Annotated in this window: 14 protein-coding genes; 7 read left to right on the forward strand and 7 right to left on the reverse strand. The window is 51.7% G+C overall.

Annotated elements, in window-relative coordinates; all coding sequences use genetic code 11:
- Positions 1 to 13: 13 nt before the first annotated feature.
- The 6 genes from ACFSSA_RS13650 to pyrE all read right to left on the reverse strand — a co-directional run bounded on the left by ACFSSA_RS13650 (position 14) and on the right by pyrE (position 8608).
- Entirely contained in the window at positions 14 to 1567 is a 1554-nt protein-coding gene (locus ACFSSA_RS13650) for a sulfatase family protein (RefSeq protein WP_386821079.1), read from the reverse strand.
- A 21-nt stretch (positions 1568 to 1588) separates the two neighbouring features.
- Positions 1589 to 3400 carry a right-handed parallel beta-helix repeat-containing protein gene (locus tag ACFSSA_RS13655; protein ID WP_386821080.1) on the reverse strand — a complete coding sequence of 604 codons (1812 nt, stop codon included), beginning with the start codon at positions 3398 to 3400 and terminating at the stop codon, positions 1589 to 1591.
- Between the two features lie 69 nt (positions 3401 to 3469).
- Positions 3470 to 4990 (reverse strand): sulfatase family protein, encoded by a 1521-nt coding sequence (locus tag ACFSSA_RS13660; protein WP_386821081.1) that lies wholly within the window; start codon positions 4988 to 4990, stop codon positions 3470 to 3472.
- Between the two features lie 95 nt (positions 4991 to 5085).
- On the reverse strand, positions 5086 to 6624 hold the full coding sequence (locus tag ACFSSA_RS13665) for a sulfatase (protein WP_386821082.1): 1539 nt from the start codon (positions 6622 to 6624) through the stop codon (positions 5086 to 5088).
- A gap of 220 nt (positions 6625 to 6844) precedes the next feature.
- On the reverse strand, positions 6845 to 7990 hold the full coding sequence (locus tag ACFSSA_RS13670; protein WP_386821083.1) for an AraC family transcriptional regulator: 1146 nt from the start codon (positions 7988 to 7990) through the stop codon (positions 6845 to 6847).
- 51 nt (positions 7991 to 8041) lie between these two features.
- Positions 8042 to 8608 (reverse strand): orotate phosphoribosyltransferase, encoded by a 567-nt coding sequence (gene pyrE / locus ACFSSA_RS13675; RefSeq protein ID WP_386821085.1) that lies wholly within the window; start codon positions 8606 to 8608, stop codon positions 8042 to 8044.
- 157 nt (positions 8609 to 8765) lie between these two features.
- Here pyrE and ilvE point away from each other — a divergent pair, with 157 nt between their 5' ends.
- The 6 genes from ilvE to ACFSSA_RS13705 all read left to right on the forward strand — a co-directional run bounded on the left by ilvE (position 8766) and on the right by ACFSSA_RS13705 (position 15255).
- On the forward strand, positions 8766 to 9635 hold the full coding sequence (gene ilvE, locus ACFSSA_RS13680) for a branched-chain-amino-acid transaminase (protein WP_386821086.1): 870 nt from the start codon (positions 8766 to 8768) through the stop codon (positions 9633 to 9635).
- A 23-nt stretch (positions 9636 to 9658) separates the two neighbouring features.
- Complete coding sequence (locus ACFSSA_RS13685) at positions 9659 to 10168, forward strand: UvrB/UvrC motif-containing protein (protein ID WP_386821087.1); 510 nt, start codon at positions 9659 to 9661, stop codon at positions 10166 to 10168.
- The gene (locus tag ACFSSA_RS13690; RefSeq protein ID WP_386821088.1) at positions 10165 to 11295 is read left to right on the forward strand and encodes a protein arginine kinase; all 1131 of its coding nucleotides are present in this window, start codon (positions 10165 to 10167) and stop codon (positions 11293 to 11295) included. The genes ACFSSA_RS13685 and ACFSSA_RS13690 overlap by 4 nt, the downstream gene beginning before the upstream one ends.
- Entirely contained in the window at positions 11292 to 13856 is a 2565-nt protein-coding gene (locus ACFSSA_RS13695) for an ATP-dependent Clp protease ATP-binding subunit (protein ID WP_386821089.1), read from the forward strand. Before ACFSSA_RS13690 ends, ACFSSA_RS13695 begins: the two co-directional genes overlap by 4 nt.
- A gap of 21 nt (positions 13857 to 13877) precedes the next feature.
- Positions 13878 to 14216, forward strand: a complete 339-nt coding sequence (locus ACFSSA_RS13700) for an SH3 domain-containing protein (protein ID WP_386821091.1) — start codon at positions 13878 to 13880, stop codon at positions 14214 to 14216.
- A gap of 133 nt (positions 14217 to 14349) precedes the next feature.
- The gene (locus ACFSSA_RS13705) at positions 14350 to 15255 is read left to right on the forward strand and encodes a nucleotidyltransferase family protein (RefSeq protein ID WP_386821092.1); all 906 of its coding nucleotides are present in this window, start codon (positions 14350 to 14352) and stop codon (positions 15253 to 15255) included.
- A 349-nt stretch (positions 15256 to 15604) separates the two neighbouring features.
- Here the strand turns inward: ACFSSA_RS13705 and ACFSSA_RS13710 are convergent, their stop codons facing one another.
- On the reverse strand, positions 15605 to 16081 hold the full coding sequence (locus tag ACFSSA_RS13710; protein ID WP_386821093.1) for an NUDIX domain-containing protein: 477 nt from the start codon (positions 16079 to 16081) through the stop codon (positions 15605 to 15607).
- A 122-nt stretch (positions 16082 to 16203) separates the two neighbouring features.
- Between ACFSSA_RS13710 and ACFSSA_RS13715 the strand changes: the two genes are divergently transcribed.
- Positions 16204 to 16704 carry a hypothetical protein gene (locus ACFSSA_RS13715; RefSeq protein ID WP_386821094.1) on the forward strand — a complete coding sequence of 167 codons (501 nt, stop codon included), beginning with the start codon at positions 16204 to 16206 and terminating at the stop codon, positions 16702 to 16704.
- Positions 16705 to 16709: the final 5 nt, after the last annotated feature.

A 16709-nucleotide genomic window follows, 5' to 3' on the forward strand; every position in this document is an offset into this window, starting at 1 on the left:
AGGTGATGGAAAATTAGAAACCGAGCTGCTTTTTGTTGATTTTCTTATCTCCGGAAGATTTTTCCGGGGCCACTTTTTCAATGATTCCTTGCATATCCGCGACAATTTCAGGGTAGTCTGCTGCGAGGTTAGTGGTTTCCTCCGGATCTTCTCCGAGGTTGAATAAAAGACCGGGAGCATCAACCTGGGTTTCGATCCACTGATCGATACCACCCCGCTGGGTGACACTGCCGGGTGGAACGTATTTCCAATCGCCTTTACGGATCGCAATTTGCGCGAGAGCCTGCTGGACGATGAATTCTCTGCCAATGGCGGATTCCCCGGTGAGAGCCTTGATCAGATTTTCACCATCCGCGCCGGATTTATCCGGCAGAGGCTTTCCAATCAAGCCGGCGATGGACGCAAAGATATCGACATGACTGACGAGCGCATCCGAGACACCCGGCTTAGCCATTTTTGGCCAGGAAACGATGAACGGAACCCGTGTCCCGCCTTCCCAACGGCTGTATTTGCCCCCGTTCCAGGGCCCTGCCGGGCGGTGGTCCCCGTTCAGCTCAACCGCTCCGTCCCAGTATCCATCGAAAAGGACCGGGCCGTTGTCAGACGAGAGAATGATCAAGGTATTGTCGAATTTATCCTGAGCCTTGAGTTCCTGGACAAGGCGGCCCACACACCAATCAAAGGCGGCAAGCGCGTCGCCACGCGGGCCCATATTGGTGGAGCCTTGGAAGCGTGGATGGATAACGCGCGGCACATGGTTTTCATTTGGCGCGTAGTAGAGGAAGAACGGCTGTTCCTTGGTCCCGGAAATGAATTCGATTGCCTTGTTGAGGTAGGTGTCCGCCATATCCTCATCTTTGAAGCGAGCGGCATGTCCACCTGTCATCCAGCCAATACGACTCACGCCGTTGACAATCGTGCCGGAATGTTGCTCATCTGCCTGCACTTTCAAAAGCTGGGGATGGGAAATCCCGGTCGGCTCGTCTCCCACTTTTTCCGCATAGTTCACTTTCACGGGATCCGCCGGATCCAAGCCGACAATGTGTCCGTTTTCGATATAGACCGAGGGAACCCGGTCCGCGGTTGCTGCCATGTTGAATGAATAATCGAAGCCTACTTCCTTGGGGCCGGGGCTGATAAGTCCATTCCAGTCCAAGGGCTCGCTTACTGAGCCGAGGCCGAGATGCCATTTACCCACGAGAGCGGTGGAATAGCCATTGTCTCGAAGGAAGGTGGCGACCGTCGGGCGCTCCGGATTGATGATCAGCGGGGCATTTCCCGGCAGGATGTGCGCTTCCTCATTGCGGAACGCATACTCGCCGGTGAGCAGCGAATAACGTGAGGGGGTGCAGGTGGCGGCGGTGGCGTATGCCGAGCGAAAGCGGATCCCGTTTTTCGCCAAGGCGTCGATGTTCGGCGTTTGAACGCCTGTCGCACCGTAGCAACTGAAATCGCCGTAGCCGATGTCATCTCCGTAGATGATGAGGATGTTTGGCTTTTCTCCGGCCAACGTGAATGCGGAAGTTGAAAGTGCGACCAATGCGCTAATTAGAAAGTGGTGTTTCATATTCGTCTGCTTTGATAAAAATTAGAATCCTGTGTTGCCTTCGACTTTCAGGGATTTGCGTGAGGAATCATCTGCTTGAATGTCTTTGGAAACCTCGCCGTCGTAGCTGTTTCCGGTGATTTCGATATTCCTGCAGTTCTTGAAATCGAAAAGTGCCCGATCCAGATAAAGCGGCTCCGCATCATCTGTTCTGACGATGGTGTTGTCTTTGATAACCAAACCGTCCACACGATCCGCCCACACGATGCGGCTATCGAAGGTATGGATGGTATTATTCTCGAAGCGGATGTTGCTATCGTAGACTTCTTCCTGATCAAAGGCTGCGCCAAGGCGCGGGGTAATGTTCAATACCGCATGCTCCATGCCACTATATGCACAGTAATTGAAGCGATTGTTGCGGATGGTGACATCGTTCACACTACCGGATTCGAACCAGAAAAAGGTCTCACCCCGGAAAAATACCGAAGACATCATCGAGGAAAAATCGTTGTCTTCGATCACCGTTTTCAGCGGGCTTTTAAGAACGATGTTACGTGCGCGGTGGTTGCGGATGGTGCAACCGCGCATGGTGAACGTCGGGTTCCAGGTTTTGTTTTCAAGGATATCGCCAGCCGTGATTTCGGGAGGAAGGGGATCTTTGAAATGCAGAATCGAGAAACGATCATTGATGGGCTGGGAAGAAATCACCTCATTCACCCGTCCGCGTTTCGGGCTTGGTGATTTGATGAACCAGACTTCGTCTCCTTCGCCAGCGAAGCGGAATCCCGTTTGCTCGAAATGCTCCAGTTTGATACGCACCGAGCGCTCGTCCAGCACTTCATCGATCGTTACGTAGGTTCCGTGGACATTGGTGCCGTCATCGAGCATATTTTCGAAGCGACAGTTCTCGATAAGAATATCGCCCTTGCAGTTGGCGAAGTGGGTCGCGTCTGCGGTGGAGGAAATCAGCCGCTGGGTATCATCCTTCAAAACCACCGAGCAGCCAGACATCACGATGTCTTGAGAGCGCTCCATCAAATAGCCCATACCAAGGGCGTGATGGACTGTCACATCCTCCAGATGAATGTTTGATGATTCCTTTACATGAACCGCCGGGGCGTAGCGATCATGGGCACGATCGCCCTTTGAAGTAAGCACCGAGCCAACCGCGGGGTATTGACGCAACTGCTCGTGGAAACGGAGGATTCCACCCGGTCGTTTTTCCACCCGCTGCGGATCGCTTTCCATATCGAGAGCTCCGTGGGAAACGCGCCGGGTTTCCGGATCGAATGCCAGAGTGCTACCAAGAATTTCATAATTGAAGCCATCCACTCCCGGAAAAAGAACCTTCCCGCGGTGGAGCTCCCAGCCAAAGCCTTCTGTATGGGGCTTGATATCACGCCAGCCTTCTTTTTCATTCACCGCCACTACTTCTCCCTGGAAAATGAATGGGATATCCCAGTCGATACTGAAGCCCCTGGCGGTCACCTTCTGACAATCCTCAAAGAGAAATGGAAGAACCTGTCCGTGGAAAACGAGCTCTGCTCCATTGCCTTCGATCTCAATCGATTTCAGTCCCTGGAAAGGAAAGATGATGTTTTTCAGACCGTTTGAATGGTTGGTGATCGTGCATGTTTTCTGAAAGGCGTAATCCGGAAGGAAACGGTAGGTTCCGGGTGCCAAAACAATTTTCAGCTCGGGATCCTGCGCATCAAAAATGGCCTTTCTGACAATGGGCGTCATGTCCTTGGAAGAGGATTCCAGCTTGATGACTTCCAGCGCTGAGGCATTGCAGGAAAGGGCTAAAACAGCTGAGGCCGAAAGCGGCAGGATGGAGGCGGTGTGGGTAAGCATTTTGGGATGAGTTAAGAAGACCTGCCTGTCGGCGAAGACAAGCAGGCCGGATTTTTCAGCTACGAGGGGCTACTTCTTGGGCTTTCTGTATCTTTTGGACCAGGCTTGTGTTTCCATCAGCTTCCCGGATTCCAGCTCTTCCCAGAGCTGTGGATCATTTTTTTTAACCGCTTCACGCGTGGTGACGGAGGCCAGACCTTCCTCGGGCTTACGTTTGCCAAGATCTTCCAGTCCGTAGTCGCGGTTCTTCGCGGTCCACTCGGTTTCCTTTGCACGCATCTCCTCAAGAACGGCGGCATACTCCGGATTTTCAGCGAGGTTGTTTAGCTCGTCAGGATCTTTTTCGAGGTCGTAGAGTTCCTCGTAGGGTTTGCGCTCGGCGAAAAAGGTTTGCTCTGCCTCGGAGAGTTTTCCTTCCTTTTTCAGGCGTCGCATGACGTGAAGAGCCGGTCGGTTGAGCTCCAGATAGGCTTGATCATTGGCCCACATCACCTCCGGCATGTAGTTGCGGATGTATTTGAACTTGGAGGTGGAAATGCTGCGGGAACAATCATCGATTTCATCCCAGATATCCCGGGCGGAGCGGACGAATTCCCGGTATTCCGGCTTGTCGACTCCGAGGAAGGGTTTGGAGGTGATGTATTCCGGGATTTCTGCGCCGGCGAGCTTCAGGACGGTGGCTGAGATATCCGTTGTGCACACCAGATTGTCGATCCTGGTTCCAGGTTCAATAAGCCCGGGAGCCCAGACGATCATCGGGATGTGGACTCCGGCTTCCTGGAGGTAGCCTTTGCCCCGCAAGTTACAGCGGCCATTATCCGCGATAAAAATCACGATCGTATTTTTATCAAGCTTCTGGTCCTTGATGTTCTGCATGATCTGTCCGACTTCGTTATCCATGAATTCCACGGTGTCGAGATAGGTCGCCCAGTCGTAGCGGATCTCGGGAGTATCCGCGAAATAGGGAGGAAGCACTACTGAATCGAGAGCTACGGGATGTTTGGAATTTTCACGTATGCCGTTCCACCAGTCGCCACGGTGGGTGGCCTGCAGTTGGATCTGGCTGAAAAATGGTTGGTTTTCCGCACTGAAATTCTCCGTTTTATCGAAAATTCCGAAATGCTTTACGCCATCATATGGACCGGTTTCTTCGTATTTGAAGTTACAATCGATTTTGCGGCCTTTCCCGAGAACCAGATCGTGACCCAAAAAGCAGGTGTAACCCGCGTCCCTTAGGAAGGAGGTGATTGGCTTGTATGGAGCCATCAGGGGAACATCGCGATTACTTCTGTGGTGGTGGGCATTGATCACCGTTTGATCCACCCCGACCATCATTGCTGAGCGGTTTGGCGAGCAGATGGGGTTCGAGCAATAGGCTTTTGTGAACAGGGCGCCTTCCGCTGCCATTTTGTTCAAGTTGGGGGTTTTTACTCCCGGCATGCCGTAGCATTCGAGATCGCGTCCCATATCCTCGGCCATCAGCCAGATGATATTTGGTTTATCAGAAGTGTCTGTCTTCTCGGCGTGCAACGGGGCAAACAGGCTGACAAACGACGCCACTAAAGTGATGCAATTTTTACGTTTAATCATGAATTTCAGAGTTGTTTTGGTGGTATGATACGGAAATCAAGTTTTCAAGCTGGGAAAAATCTATATGTATCATACGGAGAATCTTCTGCGAGGATTTAGAATTCCAAGCTCGAATTTGGCGGTAATGGCACCTGATTGCTTTTCCGCCACTCGACAAGTTCCGCGAGCAATTTGCTTGCGGTTTCCTTGTCCTCTTCCGCCAGATTGTGGGCTTCCAGAGGGTCCTTTTTCAAATCGTAGAGTTCCAGTGCTCCATCTTTCAGAAACTGGATGAGTTTCATGTCATTCTTTCGAATGACGGAGCAGGTGCCATGTTTCCACTGGCTGGCGATATGCCAGAAAAGCGGACGGTCGCTTAGTTGTGCGTCCTCGGCTTGGAAAAGAGGTGTGATGGAATCACCATCCAAGGTGCCGGAATAGTCCTTCACATTTGCAACATCAAGAAACGTTGGGAAAAAATCCAGAACGCTGACTGCGGTATCGGTGCGGCGCGGCTTGATTTTATCAGTCCAATTGAGAAGCAAGGGGACGCGGATACCGCCTTCATAGATGTAGCCCTTGGAGCCACGGAGGAGATCGTTTGCGCTCATTCCACCATTATAACCATTGTCAGAAGTGAAGATAATCAGAGTGTTTTTACGTAGATCGTTTTCATTTAGGTAATCGAGAATGCGTTGGATATTATCGTCCACAGATTCGATCATCGTGGCATACGCGGCCTGCTCGGCATGGCGTTTCCCTGTAGCCATACCTTGTCCTAGCACCGGGTCTCCAGCCTTCTCCGTATATTTTTTCAAGAGTTCTTCACTGCGTGCGCGGACGGGCCCGTGAACAGCGTAGTAGTGGAGATTGACGAAAAACGGGGCGTCCTTGTTTTCTTCCATGAACTCGATGGCATCATCAGTGAGCCGGTCGGTAAGCCATTCATCATCGGGCTTCTGCTCAATGAAGGGATTGCTGAAAGGAGCGAAGTATCCGCCTGTCTCGCTTTTATACCCGCCGACTTCCAGGGCGGGATCGCCGCGGTAGGTGCCACCGACGTTCTTTTTGAATCCGCGTCCTTCCGGATAATATTTCTGAAGCTCCGGAGTTTTGTGCCGGTAAGACCAACCGTATTCGCCCGGATCCGGCTGCGTGAGTTTTTCCTTCAATGGGAAAGATGAGGCCAACTCCTCATCCGGATACGGGCCGACGATATGCCATTTTCCCAGATGAATCGATTGATAGCCGATATCCTCCAGCGGCTCGGCAAAAAGCGTGTGCTTCAACTCGACGGTCCATCGTGAAAAGATATTTTCCTGGTCGTCTCCTGTTTCGAGGACGGGGACTGTGTAAACTCCTGTGCGGAATGATTGCTTGCCTGTGAAAAAACAGGTTCTGGATGGGGAGCACGATGGATACATGTATCCATTATCGACAACGAGACTTTCCGCGGCCAATGCATCGAGCGCCGGTGTTTCATAGTATTTGGAGCCATTGAATCCCACATCGCCGTAACCCAGATCGTCTACCAATATGAATACGATATTCGGCTTTTCCATGGAGGTGCCCCCATGAATGGATGCAAGTGGCAAAAGACTGGCCAGAAGGAGAGGAATCCGTGCGGATAATTTCGTGAGGTGGGATGTTTGCATGGAGTTTGGAACTAGTCAGAATAGGAAAAATCCGGCTCGTCGAAATTCGTAAATGCGTAAAAAGTATACGTAATCTGGCAATATCGCCGAGTTGAGTTATCGGTCACACCAATACGCAGTGAAAACTTTCCATTGGGACAGAATTGCCGCTCCTTTTGATTGAGATGTCGCCGCGTCCCTGGCGGGTCAATCCGGGCTACTGCCGAGGCTCCGGCGAAGCTTACTTGCGGTAGCGTTTCCTGTAGTCCCGCGGCGTGCAGCCGACGTGCTTTTTGAACACTGTCGTGAGATGATTGTAGGTCGCGTAGCCACACGCTTCCGCGATCTGCTGCATCGGTAATGTGGTTTTCACCAAAAGCTCCCTAGCGTGAACCATGCGGATGCGGCGGATCTCATCGCTCGGTGAGTGTCCGAAAGCCAGCTGGAAACGACGCTCCAGCGAGCGCCTGGCCATGGGGACTTTTTTGATGATATCTTTCATCGTGATCTGTGCAAAAGCATGTTCCCGTATGAATGTAACCACCTCGACCATTCTGGGATCGTCGGTTGCCAGCATATCGGTGGATGGTCCAGGCTGTATCCCCAGAGGAGGAATATAGGTGATTGAGTCCTCAATGGGCTCACCCTCAAGAATCCGGTGGAGGGTCTGGGCCGCGCGGTAGCCGATCTGCTCTGTTGGCAGCATGATCCCCGCCAGCGCCGGAAAGCAAGCATTGCTCAGGAGCTCGTCATAATCTCCGCTGAGAACAGCGATGTCATGCGGGACGGATATGCCGATGTCCATGCAGGTGCTGACGGTTTTCATGGCGAAATTATGTCCCCATGTAAGGATTCCGACTGGCTTCGGAAGCTTCTGGAGCCAGTCGATGAATTTTGCCGATTGGTCTTTGTCGATATCCTCCAGCGTGAATGTCTCGCAAGTGTGACCCAGAGTGGCCAGGTGGCTCCGATAGGCCTCGGTATACCACTGCGGGTTAGGCTTATCCAAAGGGCCAACGATGGCGAAGTTTTTCAGGCCGCGCTCTTTGAAGTGATCGATTGCCATTTTGGTCCCCGCCAAGTCGTCCGTTCGGAAACAGGGGGAGGAAAAGCCGCTGAGGGAGGTATCCGATACGTCCACGACGGGAAGCCCGGTGCGTTTGATTTCTTCCGCGAGGGCAGGATCGGAGATGCGTCCGATGATTCCGTCTCCGTTCCAGTCTTTGGGAATGCTGTAAAAGCTCTCCAGCTCCGAGGAACGCAGTGATAGCTGCCAGGGCGCAACCTCGCTGGCATACGAAAGAATACCTTTGATAATATTCCGTCCCCAGCCGTTGGCGGTGCTTACCAGGACGGCGACTTTGGGTTTATTGGGAAAATCCGCCATGTATTTTCTTTATATCGCATGGGGAAGGAATGTTCTGTCAATGCAATACACTCAGGATAGTAGGGTGCTGCGGGTGAAAAGTGGGATCACGTGAATACCGCGGGCTTCGATTGCTTCCCGACCGCCTTCTTCCCGGTCCACCAGGACAATGGCGAACTTGACTACGCCGCCATCGCGCTCAATGGCATCGATCGCTTTGAGAGTGGACCCTCCGGTGGTGATGACATCATCCACCACGACGATATTCTGCCCGGGTGTAAAATTCCCTTCGATTTGCTTTCCTGCTCCGTGACCTTTCGGCTCCTTTCTTACGGTGAAAACCTGGAGTGCCTCCTCGGGATGATTGCGGGCGGATGCCATGCCGATCGCCAGGGAGATGGGGTCCGCGCCGAGTGTCATTCCGCCGATTGCCTGTATGGAGAGCTTCTCGGAATGAATCTTTGAGCGGACCGCATGCCAGCCCAGTTCTCCGATGAGCGCCGCGCCAAAGGGGTCCATGGCGGTCATCCGGCAGTCGATATAAAGGTCGGATTGCTTCCCGGAAGCGAGGGTGAAAGTCCCGGTTCGCACGGATTTTTTTAGAAGGAGGGCTTTGAGGTCTGCGGTGATTTGGAGCATTTCCAAGCGTTCCTTTTTCCGTGGAAAGTTTCAACCGCGAATCCTTCGTAATTCCCGCAAACCGGGGAGATCGATTTTTACGAAAATGATTTGCCGATTTTCTCATCTCCAGCTTGCCACTGGCTGTGAGAAGCCTAGGTTCGTGGGCGAGAAAAGCATGAAAATTTGGTTAGACGGTAAGTTGGTAGACGAGCAGCAAGCGAAGATCTCGATCTTTGATCATGGTTTGTTATATGGAGACGGTGTTTTCGAAGGGATTCGCTTTTATAATGGAAGGATTTTCAGGTTGGAGGAGCACATCCACCGCCTGTTTGATTCAGCTAAAGCGATTCTTCTCAATATGCCTTGGACGCAGGAAGAGGTGTGCAAATTCACCTGTGAAACGGTGGCTGCAAACGGCATTACCGATGGCTACATCCGCCTGGTGGTGACACGTGGTGCTGGTGAGCTGGGGCTTAATCCATATTTGTGCCCGAAGCCCTCGATGTTTATCATTGCCTCTACGATCAAATTGTATCCGGAAGAACATTATCGGAATGGTCTTGCGCTGATCACATGCGCGACCCGCCGCCCGGCACCGGCAGCCTTGATGCCGCAGGTGAAAAGCTTGAACTACCTAAATAATGTGATGGCCAAAGTGGAGGCTATCCAAGGTGGTGCCCTGGAGGCTGTGATGCTCAATGAGCAGGGCTACGTCGCGGAATGCACCGGCGACAATTTATTCATCATCAAAAACGGCGAGCTCCTCACCCCGTTGATTTCCGATGGTGCCCTCGATGGTATCACCCGCGCGGTGATACTTGAAATTGCCGCGAAGCTTGGAGTCAAAGTCGTGGAGCGCTCGTTGACCCGCTATGATATTTTCATCTCGGATGAGTGCTTCCTCACCGGCACGGCAGCAGAGGTAATTCCGGTTGTCTCTTTGGACAGACGTGTGATTGGTGATGGCAAGCCGGGAGAGCTGACCAGGAAGTTCCTCGCAGAGTTTCACAGCTTGGCGATGAGCACTGGAACCCCGTTTGCATGATATGCTAGAGTTTTATCCTGATAATGAAGTGCGACTACTGCGATAACAAAGCGACCGTGTTCCTGACACAGCTTGCTGAAGGGCAAATGAAGAAAGTTTGCCTTTGCGATAGCTGTGCGAAGGAGCGCGGTGTAACCGATCCAACGGGTTTTTCCATGTCAGATCTACTGCTGGGAAATTTCCAGAAAAACATGGGAAAAGTGCCCGTTCCACGGAAGGAAAAAATCGCAGGGAATGCCCGGATCTGTCCGGAATGCGGCTTCTCATTTGAGGATTTGCAAAAAGTTCGACGCTTTGGGTGCGGGAATTGCTACAAGGTATTTGCCAGCGATCTGGCACCCATGCTGCGTGGTATGCACAAAGGGGTAAGCCATGTGGGGAAAGTCCCGGAAGGCTTGATGGAGGTCCGCATTCGTGAACAAAAGCTCGAAGAGCTGCGGGATCGCCTGGAGCTGGCCATTGCCTCGGAGAGCTACGAAGAGGCAGCGGAACTCAGGGACGAAATCAATAATCTCGATAAGGTAAGCAAATGATGCGTTTTTCCACATTGATCCGCCATCCCGCGGACTGGATGACGGGTGTTCAGACGGAGCATAGCGCGGTGATCACCTCACGGATACGTCTTGCGCGGAACCTGCGGGGACATTCATTCCCCGGCTGGGCGAGGAAAGCGGAACGTGTGAAAACCCTAGAGATCCTCCGTCCTGCTGTGGAAGAGCTCCCGGCAATGAAAGATGCGTTTTCCAGAGAGTTGGGCGATCTTTCTTCGGTCCAGAAGCAAGTATTGGTGGAGCGACACCTGATCTCCCGGGAGCATGCCGCCCGCACTGATGGCTCCGGTGCCGTTATCGAGAGGAGGCAGAGTTTCTCTTTCATGTTGAACGAGGAGGACCATTTGCGCATGCAATCGATTCGCCCGGGCTTGAAGCTGACTGAAGCATACGAGGCGCTTTCCGAGCTCGATACCGAGCTGGAGGGAAAACTTGAATATGCGTTTGATCCGAATTTGGGCTATCTGACCACCTGTCCTACCAACCTTGGCACCGGTCTCAGGGCTTCATCCATGCTCCATCTTCCCGCTTTGGTGCTGAGCGATCAGATCGGCCAAGTGCTGCAAGCGGTGAACAAAATCGGACTTGCCGTGCGCGGGTTATACGGGGAGGGGACCGAATCCTTGGGCAATCTCTATCAGATATCCAACCAATCGACACTCGGGGAAAGTGAGGAAACTATCATCAGCCGTTTGGAGCGCGTGATCGCCCAGGTTGCAACCCATGAACAGAATGCTCGGGAGAAGCTCATGGAAGAAGATCCTGAAATGGTAGCCGATAAAATCGGCCGTGCCTATGGCGTGCTCAGACATGCTTTCATCATCGATTCCAAAGAGGCGCTGAATCATCTCTCCCTTCTCAGGCTGGGAGGTAATCTGGGATTTTTTCCTGCTGAAACCGTGAATCTGTGCGATACTCTGCTGATGGACATTCAACAGGCACACCTTCAGCTACATGCTGGAACTAAGCTATCACCGGAGCATCGGGATTCGATTCGGGCGGAAATTGTTCGCTCTCGTTTGCAATCCCTCAATTCCCCTGATAATTTTAATCAAAAGAATGATCAAACCGACCGTTTCCCTGAGGACGGCAACACTGAAAACGCATGAACAATTTTACTCCAAGAGCTCAGCAAGTCCTGGCGCTGGCCCGCAAAGAGGCCGATCGCTTCAATCACGCCTATGTAGGCACAGAGCATCTTTTGCTTGGTCTAATCAAGCTCGGACAAGGCGTGGCGGTGAATGTCCTCGAGCGTATGGGTCTCGAGCTTGAAACCGTGCGACTCGAAGTCGAAAAAGAAGTGGGCTCCGGTCCCCCGCAGCAAAGCACCGGAAATATTCCTTACACTCCACGGGTAAAGAAGGTTCTGGCTCTGGCCAACAAGGAAGCGAAAGCTTTGAACCATTCATACGTGGGAACAGAGCATCTTCTGCTCGGACTTCTACGTGAAGGTGAAGGCGTCGCCGCACGGGTGCTCAAGCGCCTGGACGTGGATATCCAACGCACCCGTAATGAAATCCTCGCGGAAATCGATCCCAATTTTTCCCCTGAGGATATGGATGATGACGATGACGAAGAGGACGATGACGATCTCGGTGTCTTCGATGAGGAATCCGGTTCCCAAGGTGATGGTTCCAACGGTGGTGACCCTGGTGAGGGGAAAGCCAAAACGCCGGCACTAAAGGCTTTCGGTCGTGATTTAACAAAACTCGCGAAAGAAGGCGGGTTGGATCCCGTAATCGGGCGCGAAGACGAAATCGAGCGGGTAATCCAGATTCTTTGCCGCCGCACGAAAAACAATCCTGTATTGATTGGAGAAGCCGGAGTTGGCAAAACTGCGATTGTTGAAGGGCTTGCCCAGGAAATCGTAAGTGGAAATGTTCCGGAGCTCCTCCGTGAGAAAAAAGTGATCACTCTGGACCTTGCGCTGATGGTGGCAGGAACCAAGTATCGCGGGCAGTTCGAAGAACGCATCAAGGCGGTGATGGACGAGATCCGTAAGGTGAAAAATGTGATACTATTTATCGATGAACTTCACACGATCGTCGGAGCAGGCTCCGCGGAAGGGGCGATGGATGCTTCGAATATCATCAAACCGGCGCTGAGTCGCTCGGAGCTCCAATGTGTCGGAGCGACAACCTTGAACGAATATCGGAAATATATCGAGAAGGACTCCGCGCTGGAGCGCCGTTTCCAGCAGGTGAAAGTCGATGAGCCATCGGTCGATGATGCGATTCTCATCCTTCAGGGTCTGCGGGATAAGTATGAATCCCATCACAAGGCGGAATACACCCCTGAGGCCATCGAGGCATCAGTGAAGCTTACCTCCCGTTATCTTACCGCAAGGTATCTTCCCGATAAGGCCATCGATGTCCTGGATGAAGCAGGTGCGCGCGCTCGGATTGGAACTATGACACGCCCGCCGTCCATCAAGGAAGCCGAGACGTTGATTGACGAAATCAACAAGCAAAAGGTTGCTGCGATCGCCGAACAGGATTTCGAAAAAGCTGCTGCTTTGCGCGATGATGAGAAAAACGCGAAGAAGGAGCTGGAAGATACCCTGAAAGAATGGCGTGCCTCTTCCGAGGAGAAAATTGTCGTGGTGGACGATGAGGATATCATGGCGGTTGTCTCCAAGTGGACCGGTGTTCCGCTCCAGAGAATGGAGCAGAAGGAAACCGAAAAGCTCCTCAGGATGGAAGATGACTTGAAAGACCGTGTGATCGGTCAAAATGAGGCTGTCATTGCCATCTCGAAAGCACTTCGCCGCTCTCGTGCGGATCTAAAGGATCCGAAGCGCCCGATCGGCTCATTCCTCTTCCTGGGACCCACCGGTGTTGGAAAGACCTACCTTGCGAGAAATCTTGCGGAGTTCATGTTCGGAGATACTGAAGCGTTGATTCAGATTGATATGTCCGAATACATGGAGAAATTCACCGCGAGCCGTCTGATTGGCTCTCCTCCAGGTTATGTTGGATATGAAGAAGGTGGTCAGCTTTCCGAGGCAGTGCGCCGGAGGCCATATTCCGTAGTCCTTTTTGATGAGGTCGAGAAAGCGCACCCGGACGTCATGAATTTGCTGCTTCAGATTCTTGAAGACGGGACAGTGACGGATTCGCTAGGTCGGAAAATTGATTTCCGGAATACGATCATCATCATGACATCCAATGTGGGTGCGTCCACGATCAAGCGTCAGACTTCATTGGGCTTTGGTGCGATGAACGAGGAGCAGGGCGATTTTGAAGGAATGAAAGGAAAAATTCTTGAGGAATCCAAACGCTACTTCAAACCGGAGTTCCTTAACCGTCTGGATGACTTGGTCGTATTCCATATGCTGGAGAAAAAGGACCTGAACCAAATCGTCGATCTGGAGGTTGCAAAACTTGTCAAACGTCTGAAGGAGAAAGAGATCGATCTCACTCTTGCGGAAGATGCAAGAGACCTCCTCGCGGAAAAAGGCTTTGATCCGAATTATGGGGCCAGACCGATGCGCCGGGCGGTCGAGCGCTTCCTTGAAGATCCACTTGCGGAGGCTTTGCTGAGAGGCACGGTCAAGACCGGAGACATTGTTACTGTGACAAAGAAAGCAGACTCGGAAGAGCTTGTTTTTGACAGCACCCGTCCTGATTCGGAATCCGAGCCGGATGTTGAGACTGTCGGAGCAGAGTAAATCCCAACGATTTAGATTCAAATGGATTACCTTATCAATGCGGATTATGAGGAGACAAATTCTCGCGCTCTTCACCTTTCCGCAGGACAGGAAGTTACCAGCGGGCCAGCGGATAAAACCTGGCCCGGTTGGATTTGGGCAAGCAATGCCGATGAATGTAGTGGCTATGTGCCAGCGAGCATTCTCGAACCGCTCGGAGAGGATCGCTGGGCTGTCTTGGAGGATTTCGACCCCACAATTCTGAATGTCAAAAGAGGGGAAAAGGTAAGCTCCATTCGCCAAGTTCACGGCTGGCATTGGTGTAAAAACCATGATGGCAGTGAAGGTTGGGTAGCTGGATATCTGATGAAACCTGCCTAACTGCTAGAATTTACGCCGTTTGCCTTGATTTTTTGGAAACGAGCCTCTGCAACCCTGATCCGGAGGCTCGTTTCTAATTTGCTAATTCTATAATTGTATTGTCTGGCGAGCATGGGGTGTGCATTCATTGCCCATGCCTTCACTATTAGTTCTTGCTGCCGGTATGGGGAGCCGCTACGGCGGTCTTAAACAACTCGATCCTATGGGTCCAAACGGGGAAACTGTTTTGGACTACTCGGTATATGACGCGATTCGCGCAGGTTTCGATCGAGTGATCTTTGTGATCCGTGAGGATTTTGCAGATGCTTTCAGAGAGGGCATTGGAGCACGTTTCGCGGATCGTATCAAAGTAGAATACGCATTTCAAAAGCTGGATGACCTTCCTGCACCATATTCTCCGCCTGCGACTCGCGAAAAGCCATGGGGGACAAGTCACGCCGTGCGCGCCGCCCGTGGAATTATCGACGAACCCTTCGCGGTGATCAATGCAGACGACTTCTACGGTAGTGACGCCTACGTGAAAGCGAGTGAATTTCTGAATAATAATACAGAGAATAGTTGTGGACTCATTGCCTACCCTCTCAAAAATACCCTTTCCGATCACGGCACTGTGAACCGCGGAATTTGTGAAGTTTCCAAGGAAGGCTACCTCCAAAATGTGGAGGAAATTGTGAAGATCTCGCGTGCGGACGGCGGAATGATCAGCGGAGATGCTTTGGATGGGAGCAAACGCGAAATTGCTCCTGATGCTCCCGCTTCAATGAATTTCTGGGCTTTTCCGGCGAATTTTATGGAGCACCTGGAGGCAGAATTTGTAAAGTTCCTCGCCGACAACGTGGAAAAGGAGAAAAGCGAGTGCTACATCCCCACAGTGGTAGACTCACTCATCAGCCAAGGGGTTACCAAATGCCAGGTGCTGGAAACCAGCGCTTCTTGGTTTGGAGTTACCTATCCAGACGACAAACCACACGTGGTGACCTCGATCCGAGCGCTCATTGAAAAGGGAGATTATCCGGCGGAGCTTACTTCCGCCGGATGAGCAGTCCTGAGAATACATTCTAAAAACAAAAAGGGCGCGGACTAAAAAATTAGTCCGCGCCTTATTGCACATTCCCCCAAAGAATTTCTGAACTAAGCGGCAAGCTCGCAGTTCCCCCCGGAGTTGCGTGCTCGCAGCACAAAATAAAGAAAAACAGGAATGGGATGAGATTGATTGTTAATTGCAATTAACTAGCAAGCTCACGAGAATATATAGCCCCTAATTTCCGAAATTTGGAAGTCCAATTCTCACGATTGCAACAATTGCAGGATTTTTACGAAAATCCTTCAGTGGAAGGCCGTAGAATTGGGATCCTCTACTGTAGAACTAACGTTCCAGGGAAGCGCAATTAACTTTCAGGCATGAGTGATATACCAAAAAAATCCTGCATTACGGAGGAGTAGACTTCATGTTTGAAGCTCGGGAGCCAATCAAGATCAAACTCCTCGGGATGAATCCAACGATAGGCGCGAAACTCCTGGGGAGATTGGTTCACATTGATCGGCGGGGCGTCATCTTTGAGTTGGCAGAGATAGTAGGTTTGCTCTTGCCCATGATTGCCGTGCTTTTTGATTTTTTTCGCGCGAACATCGGGTGGGTATAGATAACGATAGTCACCACGGGATTCCAGCACATCGTAGTGATTCTTTTCCAACCCGATTTCTTCCCGGATTTCCCGGAAAAGAGCGGCTTCGAGAGCCTCTCCGCTATCGACTCCACCTTGGGGAAACTGCCAGGCGCCGGGAACGGTGTAGCGCTCGCAGATCAATAAGTTTCCATCTTTATTGAGGATTAATGCTGCAACATTCGGGCGGTAACGAACCATGGCGGAACCATGGCTTGAGTTTTTTGTAAATCAACTATTTTACAGTGAGCAATACGTCAGGAGGCTCGCCAAAAAAACATTTCGGTGGCATTTAGTCAGGGATGAAAAATCCAATGCTATTTTTGATTCCAATCCTGGTTTGTATCACCTCGGGATTTTGCCAGGAGCCGGTGGAAGAGCAAAACGAGGGGGCTGAAACGGTGGCGAAATCGGGATATTGGGAAGCGCGGCTGAAGGGTGGGGAATATCTCGTTGCATTGAACCAGATTACATCTGTCAGCAGGCACAAATACGTGCTGGATGGAGCGTTGATCGTCGATGAAGTATCAATCGACACCAAAGGGCAGGCATTAGGCCGATTTTACTTTGTCGTTCCGGCGAATGCATCGGATCAGGGAGGTGCTACCAAAAAACTCGCGGAAAGCGGCTTGAATGCCGGCGCGCGACTAGCCGAGGTGACCGGGGTGGAGATTCACAACATGGTGGCTAAAAATTATCCGGTCACCACCCATGCGAAGAGCATCGAATACCGGATTCTTTCCTCGAAGCAATTGGAGGCGCTTTTCGAAAGTGTGAAATCGGCTTGGCAGTCTGGAAAGGGACAGGTCTTCACTGGGAGATAATTTCC

Source organism: Luteolibacter algae (assembly GCF_042683045.1).
Lineage (GTDB): Bacteria > Verrucomicrobiota > Verrucomicrobiia > Verrucomicrobiales > Akkermansiaceae > Luteolibacter > Luteolibacter algae.